Source organism: Streptomyces sp. PSU-S4-23, assembly GCF_055632315.1.
Genome location: NZ_JBVMUU010000002.1, coordinates 2,313,300 through 2,327,883, shown reverse-complemented (window position 1 = coordinate 2,327,883; position 14,584 = coordinate 2,313,300). Strand labels below are relative to the sequence as shown.

Annotated in this window: 17 protein-coding genes; 1 reads left to right on the top strand and 16 read right to left on the bottom strand. The window is 69.9% G+C overall.

The features are described 5' to 3' along the window. Positions 1-64 precede the first annotated feature (64 nt). Together ACZ79I_RS11360 and ACZ79I_RS11355 are read right to left on the bottom strand one after the other, a co-directional pair. Positions 65-613 carry a DUF317 domain-containing protein gene (locus ACZ79I_RS11360; RefSeq protein WP_471496618.1) on the bottom strand — a complete coding sequence of 183 codons (549 nt, stop codon included), beginning with the start codon at positions 611-613 and terminating at the stop codon, positions 65-67. 407 nt (positions 614-1,020) lie between these two features. Then, complete coding sequence (locus tag ACZ79I_RS11355) at positions 1,021-1,779, bottom strand: SPDY domain-containing protein (RefSeq protein WP_471496616.1); 759 nt, start codon at positions 1,777-1,779, stop codon at positions 1,021-1,023. A gap of 430 nt (positions 1,780-2,209) precedes the next feature. Between ACZ79I_RS11355 and ACZ79I_RS11350 the strand changes: the two genes are divergently transcribed. Next, entirely contained in the window at positions 2,210-2,839 is a 630-nt protein-coding gene (locus ACZ79I_RS11350) for an ATP-binding protein (RefSeq protein ID WP_471496614.1), read from the top strand. Between the two features lie 37 nt (positions 2,840-2,876). On the opposite strand, the gene ACZ79I_RS11345 is transcribed toward ACZ79I_RS11350, so the two are convergent. The 14 genes from ACZ79I_RS11345 to ACZ79I_RS11280 form a co-directional block, all read right to left on the bottom strand. Continuing rightward, positions 2,877-4,169, bottom strand: coding sequence for an MFS transporter (locus ACZ79I_RS11345; RefSeq protein WP_471496612.1), 1,293 nt, complete (start codon positions 4,167-4,169; stop codon positions 2,877-2,879). A 223-nt stretch (positions 4,170-4,392) separates the two neighbouring features. Beyond that, entirely contained in the window at positions 4,393-5,316 is a 924-nt protein-coding gene (locus ACZ79I_RS11340) for an SPDY domain-containing protein (protein ID WP_471496610.1), read from the bottom strand. A 33-nt stretch (positions 5,317-5,349) separates the two neighbouring features. After that, complete coding sequence (locus tag ACZ79I_RS11335; protein WP_471496608.1) at positions 5,350-6,198, bottom strand: SPDY domain-containing protein; 849 nt, start codon at positions 6,196-6,198, stop codon at positions 5,350-5,352. Between the two features lie 109 nt (positions 6,199-6,307). Further along, positions 6,308-7,081 carry a winged helix-turn-helix transcriptional regulator gene (locus tag ACZ79I_RS11330; protein WP_471496606.1) on the bottom strand — a complete coding sequence of 258 codons (774 nt, stop codon included), beginning with the start codon at positions 7,079-7,081 and terminating at the stop codon, positions 6,308-6,310. A gap of 31 nt (positions 7,082-7,112) precedes the next feature. Next, a complete protein-coding gene (locus tag ACZ79I_RS11325; protein WP_471496604.1) occupies positions 7,113-7,673 on the bottom strand; it encodes a hypothetical protein in 561 nt (186 codons plus the stop codon). A gap of 117 nt (positions 7,674-7,790) precedes the next feature. Further along, a complete protein-coding gene (locus tag ACZ79I_RS11320; RefSeq protein WP_471496602.1) occupies positions 7,791-8,444 on the bottom strand; it encodes a hypothetical protein in 654 nt (217 codons plus the stop codon). Then, positions 8,441-8,926 carry a hypothetical protein gene (locus tag ACZ79I_RS11315; protein WP_381084059.1) on the bottom strand — a complete coding sequence of 162 codons (486 nt, stop codon included), beginning with the start codon at positions 8,924-8,926 and terminating at the stop codon, positions 8,441-8,443. The genes ACZ79I_RS11320 and ACZ79I_RS11315 overlap by 4 nt, the downstream gene beginning before the upstream one ends. After that, positions 8,923-9,708, bottom strand: coding sequence for a glycosyl hydrolase (locus ACZ79I_RS11310; RefSeq protein ID WP_471496600.1), 786 nt, complete (start codon positions 9,706-9,708; stop codon positions 8,923-8,925). Before ACZ79I_RS11310 ends, ACZ79I_RS11315 begins: the two co-directional genes overlap by 4 nt. Then, positions 9,705-10,346 (bottom strand): DUF4913 domain-containing protein, encoded by a 642-nt coding sequence (locus tag ACZ79I_RS11305; RefSeq protein ID WP_471496599.1) that lies wholly within the window; start codon positions 10,344-10,346, stop codon positions 9,705-9,707. The genes ACZ79I_RS11310 and ACZ79I_RS11305 overlap by 4 nt, the downstream gene beginning before the upstream one ends. Positions 10,347-10,535: 189 nt before the next feature. Next, positions 10,536-10,697 carry a hypothetical protein gene (locus ACZ79I_RS11300; RefSeq protein ID WP_471496597.1) on the bottom strand — a complete coding sequence of 54 codons (162 nt, stop codon included), beginning with the start codon at positions 10,695-10,697 and terminating at the stop codon, positions 10,536-10,538. A gap of 1,422 nt (positions 10,698-12,119) precedes the next feature. Further along, complete coding sequence (locus ACZ79I_RS11295) at positions 12,120-12,254, bottom strand: DNA cytosine methyltransferase (RefSeq protein ID WP_471496596.1); 135 nt, start codon at positions 12,252-12,254, stop codon at positions 12,120-12,122. A 212-nt stretch (positions 12,255-12,466) separates the two neighbouring features. Continuing rightward, the gene (locus tag ACZ79I_RS11290) at positions 12,467-13,069 is read right to left on the bottom strand and encodes a hypothetical protein (protein WP_471496594.1); all 603 of its coding nucleotides are present in this window, start codon (positions 13,067-13,069) and stop codon (positions 12,467-12,469) included. Continuing rightward, positions 13,066-14,304: a DnaB-like helicase N-terminal domain-containing protein gene (locus ACZ79I_RS11285; protein WP_471496593.1), complete on the bottom strand. Its 1,239-nt coding sequence runs from the start codon at positions 14,302-14,304 to the stop codon at positions 13,066-13,068. The genes ACZ79I_RS11290 and ACZ79I_RS11285 overlap by 4 nt, the downstream gene beginning before the upstream one ends. After that, positions 14,301-14,537: a hypothetical protein gene (locus ACZ79I_RS11280; RefSeq protein WP_471496591.1), complete on the bottom strand. Its 237-nt coding sequence runs from the start codon at positions 14,535-14,537 to the stop codon at positions 14,301-14,303. The genes ACZ79I_RS11285 and ACZ79I_RS11280 overlap by 4 nt, the downstream gene beginning before the upstream one ends. Positions 14,538-14,584 lie beyond the last annotated feature (47 nt).

The window sequence follows — 14,584 nt, the reverse complement described above, 5'->3', positions numbered from 1 at the left end:
TCACGATGGAGCGCTGCCCCGCGCGGGCTGAATAGTCCGCGGGGCAGCAACACGACGAGTGAGATCAGAGAGTGGGCTCCGGGCCAAGCAGTGCTGCGGCGAACGCCTTGATGGCGGTGGGCGGGACGGCGGCGCCGAAGTCGGCCTGCCACACCTCCTCGCCGCCGGGAGTACGGCGGGCTTCGAAGGACCAGCCGCTGTCCGCGCAGCGGACCGTCAGATGACCGTTGGGGGCGGCGTACACACCCTCGGTATCGGTGTCGTACGCGGTCCAGCCCGCGCGGTGGTGGAAGAACTCGGTCACGAGGTACGCGGCGTCCTGCGCGTCGAGGTACCACGGTTCCTGGTCGGCGCCACCGGTTGCGGGGTGGAGGCCGGGATCCCAGTTCTCCTCGTGCCACCCCAAGGCGTCGCCGACGGATCGCGGAAGGTAGCCGTGCTGTCCGTCCTCGGCGATGTACACGGCCGGGCCACTGTCGCCCTCGCCTTCGACGATTCGGCCGATGACATGGGCGAATGGCCAGTCGGGGTTGACTGCGAGGAGTGCTGGGCGGTCGGGGTCGAGAGTCTGGAGCTGGTGGATGAGCTGGCTGACGGTCAGCAACCGGGACACGGGAAGACCTCCTACGGGAAACGGGCAGGGGCGGGAGAGAACGGCGTGAGGCTCAGGTGGCGTCGAGGCGCAGGAGTCGGCGCAGCACGGCCCAGCCCTCGGCGGGCTCGGCGGCGTGGCGGATGGCGAGGTGTCGCTTGCGCTCCTTGTTGACGTAGGTCTCGACGCCCCCGGAGAGCTTCCAGGTGCCGCACTGCAGATGGACTCGAAGTGGTCACGGCGCCGGGGCAGTGGGGTGGAAGGGCTCGCCGGACGAGTGCTTGTGAGACGGCTGGGAGTGCGACCCGTCCTTGTGATGGGCTATCAGGGAGCGCGGTGGTGGGCCAAGACAGGCCGTTGTGGAGAGGGCATGGGGAGGGAGCGGTCGGCCCAGAGACGTCCGGGCCGACCGGATGGCGCGGTGTGGATCAGGCGGGGGTGAGGGTGAGATACGCCTCGGCGCCTCGGGGCAGTTGGTAGCGGTCGACCGGGTTCGGGTCGGCGAGCGCGGTGGTGAAGGCGGCGAGGATGCTTGTCGGTGTGGTGTCGTCGAAGGAGGCGGCCCACTGCGCGGGTGCGTCGTAGATGAGACGGGCGGTGGCTAGCCAGCGGGCGGGCGCGTGGTCCGAGTGACCGTCGCAGCCAGGTAGTTGGTGGGTGAGGCGGGCCTGGAGTCGCGGCGCGTGATACGTGTGGGACGACTGCTCGGTCGGATCAGGAGACCATCCGGCCGCGGCGAGAGGGGCGACGACCGTCGCGTCATCGGCCTCGGTTCGGGTGGGGTATCGCAGCGCCTGCTCCAGGACCGTGTCCGGGGCGGTGGCCAGTGCGCTGATCATCGGCAGGAGGATCTCTTCGGGTGTTTCGTCGGTGAACAGTGCGGTCCAGGCCAGGGGGCTGAGGGTGTCGCGGCGGGCCCACAGTCGCCACAGCACGCGCTGGCCTTCGAGGCGCGGCACGGTCTGGGCCTCGGGGAGGAATTCGAGGGCCAAGCGCTGGCTGGGATCGAATACGCGCGTGTTGTCCATCCACGTCGCAGCGGTCCAACCGGCGTCGGTCAGGGTCTGGATGACGGTGCCCGCGCCGTCCTCGCCGGGGCCGGCGAGGTAGCGCGGGGCGACGCGGTACAGCGGCCGTTCGGCATGGTCGAGGAGGGTGGGTGCGGGCGCGGTCGGTGTGTTGAGCATGACGTGAATCCCTTCGTTGACCTGGGACCTTTCCGAGCCGTCGTACGTTCCCTTGGACCGCGCCGTGGTCTCAAGCGGGTTGCGCGTGGTTTGCGTCTGCCGTGGGCGAACTGGATGTCGGCCCGTACGACGAAACACCGTCGCGGCTGATCTGGTGCAGCGCGGGACGGTGAACCTGACCGGGCGGTGGTGGCGGTGTGCGGCGCCCACGGTGTCGGCAGGGCACAAGACTGGGCCAGGCGTGTCGAGAGAGGCGACGTATCAGGCAAGTGCGGCCTGGGGCGGGCTTGCCCCGCAGGTCGGACGGTCGGGGAGGACAAGCGGGCGCTGATCAGGAAATCGAGGGCATGGGAGGATCCGTTTGCTCGGCAGCGGCCACGCCGACAGAAATCGGTCGAGGAAGATGCCGTGGCACTGGCACCCTGGCGCAATGTTGTTGAAGCTCACCGGGTCCAGCTGCTCGGGGAAGACGACGCTCGCCTACGCCGTGGCTGACAGGCTCCGGGAGATCGCCGTGCACGACTTCGACGAACTGAGTGTGCCGGAGGGTGCCGACCGGCACTGGCGCCATCGCATGACCGAGATGTGGGTGCGCCGGGCGCTGGAGTACCAGGACCGCGGCATCGACCTGCTGCTCACCGGACAGTCCCCGTTGGGTGAAATCCTGGCCGCGCCCTCCGCCCCACGGCTGGACGGCATCGCTGTGTGTCTGGTCGATGTCGCCGACGAGGTCCGGCGCTCTCGCCTCGCCGGGCGTGACCATGGGCGGTGGGACACCCAGGCGGTCGACGCCTTCCTCGGCTGGGCCGCGTGGCACCGCAAGCACGCCCTCGGCCCCCGGCATCGGCCCCATGTCATCGTCCACGACGGCTGGCCCGAGATGGTCTGGCACCGCTGGACCGGGTGGAATGCCGGTGATCCCCGATGGAGCACGCAGCTGCTCGACACCACGCATCGACCAGTCGCGGAATCCGTGGACCGGGTCGAGCAGTGGATCAACGAGCAGCGTCAAGCACACCGGGTCGGCAAACTCGCTCTGAGCCGCAAATGGGCTTCATGATCCGTCGGCCGTTGTGCTGGGTGATGTGCGGGGTGGCTCAGGCTGCGTCGCGGAGCGGTGACTCCGGGCGCGGGGCACAGCTCGGAGAGTGGTTGGAGTCGGTGTAGGCGGCGCGGTGGTGCCACAGTCCGCGGAATCCGAGTGCGGTCACCGCGATCTGCAGCAGTGCGCAGGTCAGCACCAACGCCGGGATCCGTTCGGGCGGCAGGACTGCGACGATGGCGCCGGCGAGCGGGTACGGGGCGAGGATCGCCAGCAGGGTGACGGCCAGGGTCGAGGCGAACACAGCGGGCGGGATGAGCCGGGCGCGGGCGGTGCGCAGCACCACACTCAACACCCCCTCGCCGCACAGCAGTACCGCCAGCGCGACGCCGTAGAGCAGCGCGGAAGGGGCCAGGGCGGCGGTGAGCGCCGCGACCGACAGCGCAGCTGCCCCGGCAAGGCCGGTGGCCCACAGGCCGTACCGGTCGATGGCCTCGCGGGCCGCGGCGATCGCGAGTAGCGACGGGACGGTGGCGACGCTCCACACGGTGCCCGCAGTCACGGTGGAGACCTCGAAGTCGTTGGTCAGCGTGATCGGAGCGCTGACCTGGAGGACACCGGAGACCAGACCGCAGGTGGTCATGGACGCCACCAGCCAGGCCAGGGCAGGCCGGGCCGCGATCACTCGGCAGCCGGTGGCCAGTCCGGCCCAGGGCGTGGACGACCGCTTCGGCAGGCTGTCCGCCGCCCGCAGGGTGGGCGGCAGGCCACGGGTGCCGACGGCGGCGACGAGGGACAGCGCGGCGAGCACGGTGAGCAGGACCGTGGGTCCGGCGAGCAGCAGTAGGCCGCCGAGGAGGGGTCCGGCCAGCAGGGCGGACTGGTCGATGCCGACCAGCACCGTCTGAACCCGGTGTGCCCGGTCGGCGGCGTGCCGGCTGGCTTGCGCGCCGAGCGACTCCACGGTCAGGAACGAGACCTCGGTCAGCATGCCGGACAGCACGCCGAACCCCATCACGACCGCGCTCGCCGCGCTGCCGTCCCCCAGGAGGAGGGCGATGCCGGTGGTCACGGCCGCCAGGGTGCGCAGCACGGAGACGTAGGCGAATACCCGCTCTGGGCGGTGCCGGTCGACGAGCGGTCCGGCGCCGACCATGGTCAGCAGCCGGGGCAGCCATTCCAGCAGGAACGCCAGACCCGTCAGGGCTGCCGAGCCGGTGGTGGTGAGGATGATCAGGGGCACGGCGTACATGACGGTGGTGCCGGCCACGCCGTCGGCGGCCCGGAGCAGGTAGCAGCGGGTCAGCCAGCCCGAGGGCAGTCCGGACGTGGTGGTGGGGCGGGGCATGGAAGGACTCCAGGGCGAGGCGAGGGTGATGGGCGAAGAGCGAGGACGAACGGCGTCAGCGGCTCGCGTGTGGAGCGGTTCGGCTGGTCTCGGCCGACGGGATGTGGACGGGGGCCAACTGCGGCGCCATGGCAGCCGTACGTGATGCGATGGCCGCTTCCGACGTGGTGGCGGGGCCCACGCGGATGGGAGATTTAGCGCGTGCGGCGGCAGGGAGGGCGGGCTACCGACGCGGGCCAGGCCGAGCGGAGTTGGGGTGGACACCTGGCTGCGGGGCTTGCGGCGCTGGAGAGTCGGCCGAATGTGCTGGGCTCGGCAGAGTGGTGCGGGCGCGGGCAGCCACGGCGCGGGGGCTGGTCGAGGAGCTGCGGAAGGCGCGTTCGACGGCTTGGGTGACGGCGGTGCGGTGGACATCGAGCGGGGTGGGCTTCGCGGGCTGCGGCGGTTCGACCGGGGTGAGCTGGACCAGGTCGCGGAGCCCGCGCGGGATGCTGCGCTCGTAGCGGATGACGGGCGCGGGGTCGGCCATGGCCGCGGCGGTGGCAGTGACGAGGTGGGCGGGGGTGCCGGTGGTGAAGGTGGCCTCCGCGCGGGTTCCCCAGCCCGGAGGGCCTGACCACAGCAGGCATTGCTGGTCCTCGGGGTCCTGGCAGCGGAGGTCGAGGAGAATGCCGGCCTGCTTGTCCGGGGCGAGGATCTCCACGGTGCCGATCTCGGCGCCCCAGTCGCGGGTCCAGCCCGCCTCGGTCAGGGGCTGGGTCTGCTCGTGCCAGCGCACCGGTGGGCGTGCCAGGAAGCGGTTGTTGCCTTCTTCGTAGTCGCGGGCCAGAGCCGTGGTGAAGGCGGCGACGATCTCCGGCGGTGTGTTCTGGTTGAAGGTCGCGGCCCAGCGACGAGGGCCGAAGGGATCCTCGTAGGCAGCGATGTTCCACAGGATGTAGTCGTCGCCGAAGAAGCCGATCCGCAGACGCCCGTCAGGGGAGACGAAGACGTCCTTGCCCAGGTCGCCGTCGATGTGGTGGTGCAGCCAGTCCAGGTCTACGAACGGCTTCAGGCTGGGGTCGTCGTCGGCGCCGAGCGATCCGGCGAGGTACCGGGGCGCGACGTGGTACGTCCGCCAGTAGGCGTCGTCCTCGGGGGTCAGCATGGGTGGCTCCGTGAGGTGTGAGGGCTGGTGAGGTCAGCGGCGGGATCGCCGGGGATTGGCGACACCCGGATGTGTCACTGGCGCTGCGGCTGGTGCCGCCGATGAGCCTGTGACCAGCGGCCCAGCAGTCGTGCGGGCACGTGCGGCAGTGACGCGCGAGGACGTGGCGGGCTGGGTGGTGAGGTACGGGAGGTTGCGCTCGGGCATGTCGCGCCGGTTGCGGCGGACCGGTGCCCGGCTGGAGAAGGCGTCGGCTGCGGCGATGATCAAGTGCAGCGGGGTGGCGGAGGTGAAGTCCGCGTGCCATCGGGGCCCGTTGGCGGCCTCGACGCCCGCGTACATGGTTCGTTCGGCGGAGACGTCGCCTTCCAACTCGGAGTGGAAGTCGGCGTCGTACTGGCGCAGGCTGAGGTAGGCGTGTCGGTCGGGGGAGTGCTGGTACTGGAAGAGGGCGTTGGCCTCGTCCTTCCAGCCGCGGGCGATGAGGACGTCGCCGGGGGCGATGGGGGTGTAGTGGGGGCCGCCGGGGAGGAAGTCCTTGTGGTCGTTGTCCAGTCCGCGCATGAGGGTGGTGGTGAACGCGGAGACGATCTCGGCAGGGGTGTTGCGGGTGAAGGTTGCGATCCAGGCCGGGATGGCGAGGGGTTCCCGGGACCAGGAGATCTTCCAGCCGCCGTAGCGGGACGAGGGCAGTTCGGCGATCTGGGCGCGTAGGCAGGGGCTGGAGAACACTCGGCCGGTAGGGGTCTGGCTTTCGGCCCACCCGGGTGTGGCGCGTAGGGGTTCGGTGATCAGGGCCGGGTTGCCGGGGCCGGCGAGGTAGACAGGTCCGACGAGGAGGTCGTCGTCCGGGGCGGGCGGATGCTGGGGCGCGGAGGGCATGGGCGAGCGTCTTTCGGAGGTGGGCGAGGAGGCGCAGCTGCCAGTGCAGGGGCGCGATGGCTGTGGGTGGGCGGTGCCGACGGGACTCTGTGCGGCGGCATGGAGCGGTTCACCGGGTGTGCAGGGGACGGGAAGCGGCGGTCCATGCAGCGGGCATGGCCGATTCGGATGCGGGAGCGTGGGAGAACAGCCCCTGGACGGCCGTTGTCGTACGACGAAGTGCCGCTGTGGCGCGGGCGCTGACCGTCTCCTGCACGACCGGGGCGGTGATGTGCGCTGGCGCCGGGGCGGTGGTGGGGCCGGGAGACCAGGTGTTCAGTGCCTCGTAGACGGGGCCGACGGCGGCACCGGTCTCGGTCAGCTCGTACCGGCCGTGGCCCGTGCGGGCCAGGAGCGCGTCGGCTTGCATCCGCTGCAGGCGGGCGTAGGCCGACCCGGGGCGCCCGATGGGCTGCTGCAGCTCGGTGAACGATGCCCGCGGGCGCTGGGCCAGGAAGTGGAGCACGGTGGTGGTGTCCCGTGGGCGGAGCCGGGCGAGCGCGGTCTCGATTCGCTCGGCCTCGGCGGTCGGCCGGTCCGTGGGGAAGTGGGTGCGCTCCCAAGAGGTGAGGGCTTCGTAGACCGGTCCCAACTGCCGGGCGGCGTCGGTGAGCTGGTACTGGCCGCGCCCGGTCCGGTCGACGAGGCCGTGATGCTGCAGGCGGGGCATCTGCTGACTGAGGCTTGTGCCTGAGATCCAAGGGAGAGCGTGTCCCAGTTCGGATATGCGCAGGTGATCGTGGCGCTGGAGAGTGAGCAGCGTCCAGGTGGTCCAGCGCGGGGAGAGACGGGCGAGGGCCTGCTCCAGGTGGCCGGGGTCGGCGTCGGTCGGCCAGAACGTCATGTCATGACTCCGTGATCAGGGCGGGGCGGGACTAGGCAGCGGCGCCGAGGAAGGTCTCGGTGCGCAGGCGGTTCAGAAGTGCGCCGAGGCGCTGGTTGCTGACGCGGATGCCGTGGGCGCGCAGAGCGGGGCCGAGCGTGGCGCGCGTCAGGTGCGGCGAGCCCGCGGCGATCCGTCGGGCGAGCGGCAGTAGTTCGTCGAGGTCGTGGTCCGCACAGATGCCGGTGGACGCTGCGCAGGGCAGCGGCGGCGGAGGCTGGTGGGCGCCGAGGAGGTCACCGAGGGCCCGGGCCTCGGTGATGTGCCGGGTGGTGAGGGCGTGGATGTCCTGGGCGAGGTTGAGTAGGCGGGTGGTGCCGTCGATGGTGCTGTCGTGGCCTTCGTCGAGGAGCTGACGCACCCTCTGCCGGGCCTCGGTGAGCCGGGCTGCCGTCTCCCGCAACCCGCCGTAGAGGTTCAGGGCGGTGGAGAGCACGGGGTCGTGGTCCCGGCCGGGCCGGGGGATGGTGTCGTACGTCAGATGCTGGATCGGCCGTCCGTACTGCCGCTCGATGAGGCGGCGCGAAGAGTCCAGGGTGGTTGGGTCTGTCATTGAACGGGTCCTTTCGGTCGGGACAGGGATCGGGAGATCAGCGGGAGCGGTGATACGCGGGTGTGGCGGCGGGCTGGGCTGCCGGGTCCGGGGCGGCGAAAGTGGTGGGGTGGCTGGTCAAGCGGCAGCACCCGGGGCATCGAGCAGACGCTGGACGATCGTGGGCAGGCTCTCGGTATCGGTACCGAGCGCGGCGTCGGTGTCGGGGCCGGTACGGACGTACTCGGCATCGGTCAGCAGCCCTTCGAAGATCTCGCGGCACAGATCGGTGAAGAGCAGCGAGGCCGCAACCGCCGACGCGGACACAGCGACGAACTCGCCGGCGTCCAGGCCGCCGATGCGGGCCGCCTTCTGTATGGCGTCCCACTCGGTCGTGGTGAATGCGATCGCCGTGCCGACGGCGTCGTCCGTGTCCGTGGTCGCGGTGGGCTGCGCGCTGGAATCGGGGCTGATTCCGGCGCGGTTGCACACCGACTCGATGGCGGTGATGAACTCCGCTGTCGCTTCGTTGAGTTGGCCGTTGGCGGCGGCCAGGCAGGCGAGGGTGAACAGCCCGGCCGGAGTCTTGGGCAGCGGGTCGCTGAAGTAGGCGTCGAGTTGCTCGGACAGGGAGTGCAGGACGGGAGTGGCTGCGGCCAGCGGGCCGAGGAACGGAGTCAGGTAGGGGCGGGCGGACGTGCCGACGGCGGGGCCTTGCGCGGTGAGCACGGAGCCCACCTGCTGCGCGGCCTCGGTGAGCAGATCGGCCAGGGCATCGCGGGTGGCGGTCATGCGTGGGCCTTTCGTACGACGGGGGATTCCGCGGTGGTGCGCGGGCGGGGAGCGTCGCTCGGGGACGCCGAGGTGGCGGGCACGCTGCGGAGATGCGGGGAGCGAGCGCGGGCGGCCTCGGCCTGGCGGCGGAGCGGAGCGGCTTCGGGCGTGGTCTCGGCGTCTCGGTTCAGGCGCTGGGTAGCGGCCCGGTAGACCGCTCCGGCCTCGCGCTCCCCGGCTGCGATGAGGTAGATCTCCCGGTCGTGGCGGCTGCCCGCAGGGGCGTTGCGGAACTGGATCACCAGGCGCCATTCGGCCTTCGGGTCGACGTAGACCTTGTGGCAACCGGCGAGGCGGCCGACCAGAGGTGCACCGCGTTCGTTGCCGTGGACGAGGTGCTGGAGTTCCAGCAGCGCCAGATCACGAATGTGGTCGGGTACTTCGCGCAGATCGGCGAGGGCTTCGGGGTGCGCGGCGAATCCGAACCTGGCCCGGCTCACGAGCGGCCCCCTCGACGGTGCGACGGAGTACCGGCCGACGGCGCGGGACCAGCGGGAGGCGCGTGCACTGAGGCAGTGGTTGCCAGCCGGCTGGTGGTGGAGCGGGCAAGCGCGGCCCGGGTGCGTCGATCGGCCGAGATCAGGTGCTCGGGCGGCTCGGGCAGCGGGGTGTCGCGGTCAAACAGCCACTGGTTGGCGCTGGTGCCGTCGCGGAAGGCGCCTTCACGCAGGGTGTAGGTGAGGGCGTCGAGGTCCGCGTCTTCCAGGAAGATCCTCACCGGCTGATCGGCGGCGCTGGGGTCGCTGTCGCGGACCATGACCCACGTCTCGTACGGGGCGGAGTCGTGGGTGTAGTGGTCTTTGATCTCGTACCGGGTGCCGGAGTGACGGATCTGGCGCTCGATGCGGGTGGTGAGGGCGTCGGCGGGCTCAAGGTACTGGTCGTCGGGCAACTGGAGGGCGTCCGGCGGGCAGCCGCGGCCCGCCAGCCACAGCTGGGCGAACGGCACGGTCGGCTGGTTGGCCTGCTCGATCCGGAAGGTACGGGCGGTGAGGTCGCGGGTGATGTGCAGGGCGATGAACTGGGGTGCCCCGGGGATGCCCCAGGTGGCCGAGCCGTCATGGACGACGAAGTAGCTGTGCTGTCCATCGGGGGTGTGGTGTTCGGCCAGGGTGCTGAAGAGGTCGTCCCACAGTGCGATGTTGCCTTCGGCTTCGGCGGCGGCATCGTCGGCGGGGGAGAGCCCGTCGAGGCGGTAGTTGGGGGTGTCGGGCATGCTCAAGCCGCCAGTTCCAGCTCGGTCGGTTCGGGGGCGGGGGTGGGCAGGAGCCGGTGATGGGGCCGGTTGGGGCTGGTGGTGCAGGCGGCGAACGGCCCGTCCGGAGCGCGCAGCTGCAACCAGGTGGGGTCGAGGTGGTCGCGGTGCCAGACCGAGGGGCCGGCGAGTCCGGCCTCGACATCGGTGAACTGCTGCCAGGCCAGCCACAGCGCGTGCAGCCGGGCGACGGCTTCGGGGTGTTCGTGCCACTGGTGGCACCAGGGGCGGCTGGTCGTGATCTCCCGCCCGTAGACGGGCAGCAGGAGATGGTTGACCCACGCCGTCAGGGCGTGAAGTTCGACGCCGTACGCCTGGTTGTCCAGCGCCAGGATGAATACCGAAGCGGGCCCCGAGTCCCCGGCTGCCTCTCGAACCGAGTCCGGCTCGCCCTGAAGCTCGTTGTCCTCCTGCTCGGGACCGTGGTCCTCTGCGTCATCGCCGGCGGGGTGGGTGTCGGAGCCCTCGGCCTTGAGCCGCTCCAGCATCCGGCCTTGGGCTTCGGCCGTCCTGACCAGCCGTTCGAGGGTCGCGGCGAGGTCGTCGAGATCGTGGTCGGATACGCGTATGGGCTCGTCGGCGCTGGTGGCTGCGGGGTCGCTCATGGAGGGCGTCCCTTCGGTCGTGGATGGGATGTGGAGGGGAGGGCGGCGGAGGGTCGGCCCTGTGGCGAGACAAGGCAGGAGGTCTGCGGGGCGGCATGCGGCTCCGTTCGGGCGGGGTGTGGCTGCCGAGGGCCCAAGAATCCGCAGGAAGTCGGATTTGGTGCGGCCGGGAATGTGCGATAGAGCGGGTCACCGCGTGCGGCAGCGCGGGCAGGCCGGGAACGGCGGTGCGAGCAACTCCAAGGCACGGGTTGCTTGTTGGGGGATGACGCCGTTGCCGAGCGCGGTGAGCTGGGCGGGGCGTCCCAGGCCGGGGGCGGCGGTCACCCATCCGTCGGGGAGTCCTTGCATCCACTCCACGAACGCCGGGTTCAGGCGGCCCAGATCGTCGGTGGGACGAGGCGCCGGGCGGGTGAGGCTCTCCCAGCGGGCGATGGCGGCGGCGTACGGCCCCCACGCTCATGTCCGAGCCGTACCGCGGTCGGCGACCCGGCTGGTCGGCCGCGTTCCCGAAACCTGTGGGCGAGGCAGTCACACCCAGGAGTGGACGGACTGGACCCGGCAACCGTGACCACGCGACACTTCGACAATGGCCCGGATTTGGGTCGAAGTGCACCCAGGCGTGCCCGCTGTGGTCTTCCCCGACTCACCCGGACGGGTGCCTGCGCTCGCCGGGGCAGATTATGCCAAGTAGCCTGAATGTTAGATCACCCCAGAAACGCAAGAATTCCGCGGGACATGCGTATGGGAGTCGGACCGTCATGACAAAGGGTTCCGCAGAGGGTAGAAATATCGTCCCTGGTGATATTGTAATCGTCGGCAAGAGTCGATATGTAGAATCAGTGCAGCGTGATTGGCGGCAAAATCCAAGGGTGCATAAAGCGCTAGTGGTGTCCAGCGAGGGTGGCGAAAAAGGGCGTGGCGCTCCGAAGTTGGTCTACGCTAACGGTCAGATCCGAAAGATCAACAGTCGAGTCCCAAGGATCTCACAGGGGGAAAAACTATGGGTGGCGCGGCTGGATGACGAAAACCCAGGGATTGATGTCGGTGCAATAATCAAGGATGTCCGCGTAAATGCCGGGTCTGGTATTGCTGAAAGGCACTTCCGAAGAATCCTGCGCGATGCAAATTTTGAAAGTGTGAGGAGGGTCCCGCTTGCGCGGCTCCATTGTCCGTGGTGCGGTGGCCCATTTCCCTGTCCTAGGTGCCGGTAGGAGGTTGATGTGGCAGTATGGGCTTGGGCTCGCGAGCTAAATTCCCATCGCGCTCTCTCTTCTGTGGCTGGAACGCCAATAGCGATCCTTGGGGGATTTTCGCTTACAAACTCCGTGGTGGCAGTCAGGGACTCGCGCGGAGTTTGGAGTGATCTAGCCGTCGTATTTTTTGGAGTTGCAGTAGCTTTTTTGCTTTCCGCCTTGCTATTTATCGGCATTGTAACGCGCTATACGTCCAGTCCTAGCGAGAGGCTGGAATGGGTGCCAGAAGCCACGGTAGATGCGAAGAAGATCGAAGATGTTAGGCATTTTCAGCGCCAGGATGCGTGGCTGCTGGGTAAGTACTTTTGGAGGATCACCCTCACGACTACCGTAGGGATATGTGGGACTGTGCTGGGTATGGCTGCTCTACTCATTTCCTACCGAACTTCTTGGGTTGTGATCTCGACTGTGTGCCTCCTGTTGGTGTGTGCGGTTCTTACGGCGCTCGCAAACTTCCAATGGCCGAAGTGTATTTTCCCTGGCCCGGATAATTGGAAAGATGGCGAACTTCCAGCGCTCAATGCTGCGGAGTGGGGTTCGATCCGCAAGTAATATCAATGTGGTGCCACAGCCCGGAGCGGGTGCCTTCGGCGAGTCCGGCGCGGCGGCCGGCGACGGACACGTCCTGGCAGGGGAAGCCAGCTGTCAGCACGTACACCCTTGGCACCTGGGCCCAGTCGACGGCTGTGATGTCGCCGAAACGGGGGCACCCCGGGCCAGTGCCGGGAGAGGATCCGGGACGCGTCGGGGCTGATCTCGGCGTGCCAGGCGAGAGTGCCGCCGAGCGCGGCCTGGACGCCGAGATCCAGACCGCCGTAGCCGGAGCAGAGGCTTCCGATCAGCGGCTCGCTGCGGCCGGGCACATCAACGTCCGTGACGGGGCACCTGACCGGTAGAGGGAGGAGTTGGTGCTGCTCGTGTCGGTGTGCTGTTGGTGGCAGCGCTGGAGTCGGGGACCGTTGTACGACTGTGTGCGGCGGCTGTACGGGGCAGGACGGCGCCGGCGCGGTCGGTCTCCAGGTGCAAGGCATGTGAGGCGTCCTGGAGCGCGGTCCGCGACTGGTCGAGCCGGTCGTGGATCACGTCGACTGCCGAGTTCCGCATGTCGGCCAGGTCGGGGTTGACCGGGTGGTCGGCGTACTCGTAGAGCAGGCCCAGCTGCTCGTACGCCTCGGCGAACTGCTCCAGAGCGCGTGCCGCGGGGGCTACGGCCCGGGCCAGCACGCCGACGGCACGCCGTTCCTGCGGGGTGCGGCGGCCGGGCTCGGCGATACGGAACAGGACCTCGTCGGTGAGGCCGCCGACGAGGCGGCCGAGGGACTGGAGCTGATGGGAAGCGGCCGTGAGCGCGGGCAGACCGTCGCCGCTCCGCCGGGCGGCGTCGAGGCGTCGGCGGGCGGCGGTGAACTCCTCCGCCAGGGCGTACAGGGCGCGGGAGTCGGCGGCGGTCAAGGCAGGCGGGGTCATGAAGGGCTCCGTCGAGGTGGATGGGCAGGGGAAGCCACGGCGGCGGACGAGCCGGCCGGTGAAGCAGGTGATGAGGGAGGGTGCGGCCGACTGCGGGCGCGGGCGGCATCCGTACGGGCCGACGGAACACGGCCGACCGACTGCGGTGCGGGTTGCGGCTCGGGGACGCCGCTGGCGGTCTTCCAGCGGCGGCGGATGTCCTCCAACGGACTGAGCGCGTACAGGGCAAAGCCGATGAGACGGCCGGGGGCGAGGGACTCGTCATCGGCGAGCGCACGCACCTGCCGGGCCGCACCGGCGGCTGTACGGACCAGGGCGGCCCGGACGACCTGCTCGCCGAGATAGTCGGCGCTGCCACCGGCAGCGCGGGAGTCGCACAGGCGCAGGACGTCCTCGGCGGTGAGCGTGCCGTCTCCGAGGGCGCCGCGCCGCTGGGCCTCCCACAGGACGGTGACCTCGTCGACCGGCTCGCCCCGGTGATGCAGCGCGCCCAGACAGCGGTAGATCCGGCCGTGTCCCGGGTCGGCGAAATCCTCCGGCCGCAGCCAGCCCACCAGTTCGCCGAGCGCGTCGGGGTGCGCGTTGAGCACGCCCAGCAGGTACTCCTCGTCGGCGAGCTGCTCCTGGGAGACCGGCGGCTGGTTCGACGTGGCAGGCTGGGGCAACGGTGGAGCCGGTGCCATGGGGCGGGCGTCGGTGCCCCAGCGTCGAGCGAGATCTCCCAGGACGTCGGTGAGGACCTGGGCGTAGTGCAAGGTGTCCTCGGCGCTGCCGCGTACGGTGTCGGCACGGGCCGTCTGGTGTAGGCGGGTGGCATGTTCGGCGACGGTGCGGTGGATGGCGCCCTCCAGCACCATCCGCCCGTAGACCGGGGCATGCGCCGGGCGCGGGCATGCAGCGATCAGCGTGTGCAGGTAGACCGTGGTCAGGCCCCGCACCCCGGTGCTGTTCACCTCGGCGATGGCGGCATCCATCCACGCCAGCCGTTCGTCACCGCCCGCCGTAGGAGTGGTGGGCCAACCCGCCGTGCGGCCCTCGGCGGCGGTCGCGGTGGACTGTGGGGCGGCACCGGGATGTCCGTCGGAATGGAGTTGGAGTAGAGCGGCGTACAGCGCCGCATGGTGCGGGCGGTAGAAGTGACCGGGCCGCAGCCACTCCGAAAGGCGGGGAAGCTGGCCGGGGTCGAGCAGGACGGCGCCGAGGACTGCCTGCTCGGCTTGGAGCAGCGGCCTCATCGCCGAGCCTCGTGACGGGCAGTGCGTGCGGTGAGAACTTCGGCGACGGCCTGGTCGGCTGCGGCCAAATCGGCGGCGAACCGGTCGAGTTCGTCCGTGAAGGCCGGGTCGCTGGCGAGAAGGGAACCGGTGGAGGCGACCAGCCACCAGTGACCGCCGCGCCGCACGGCCGGGGTGCCGGCTAGGCGCTCGGTTGTGCGGAGCGAGGAAGAAGTCGGCGTGCGCGGGGACATGACGCTCCTTGCAGAGAGGACGAAATAGGCGAGAGGCGAGGCAGTGC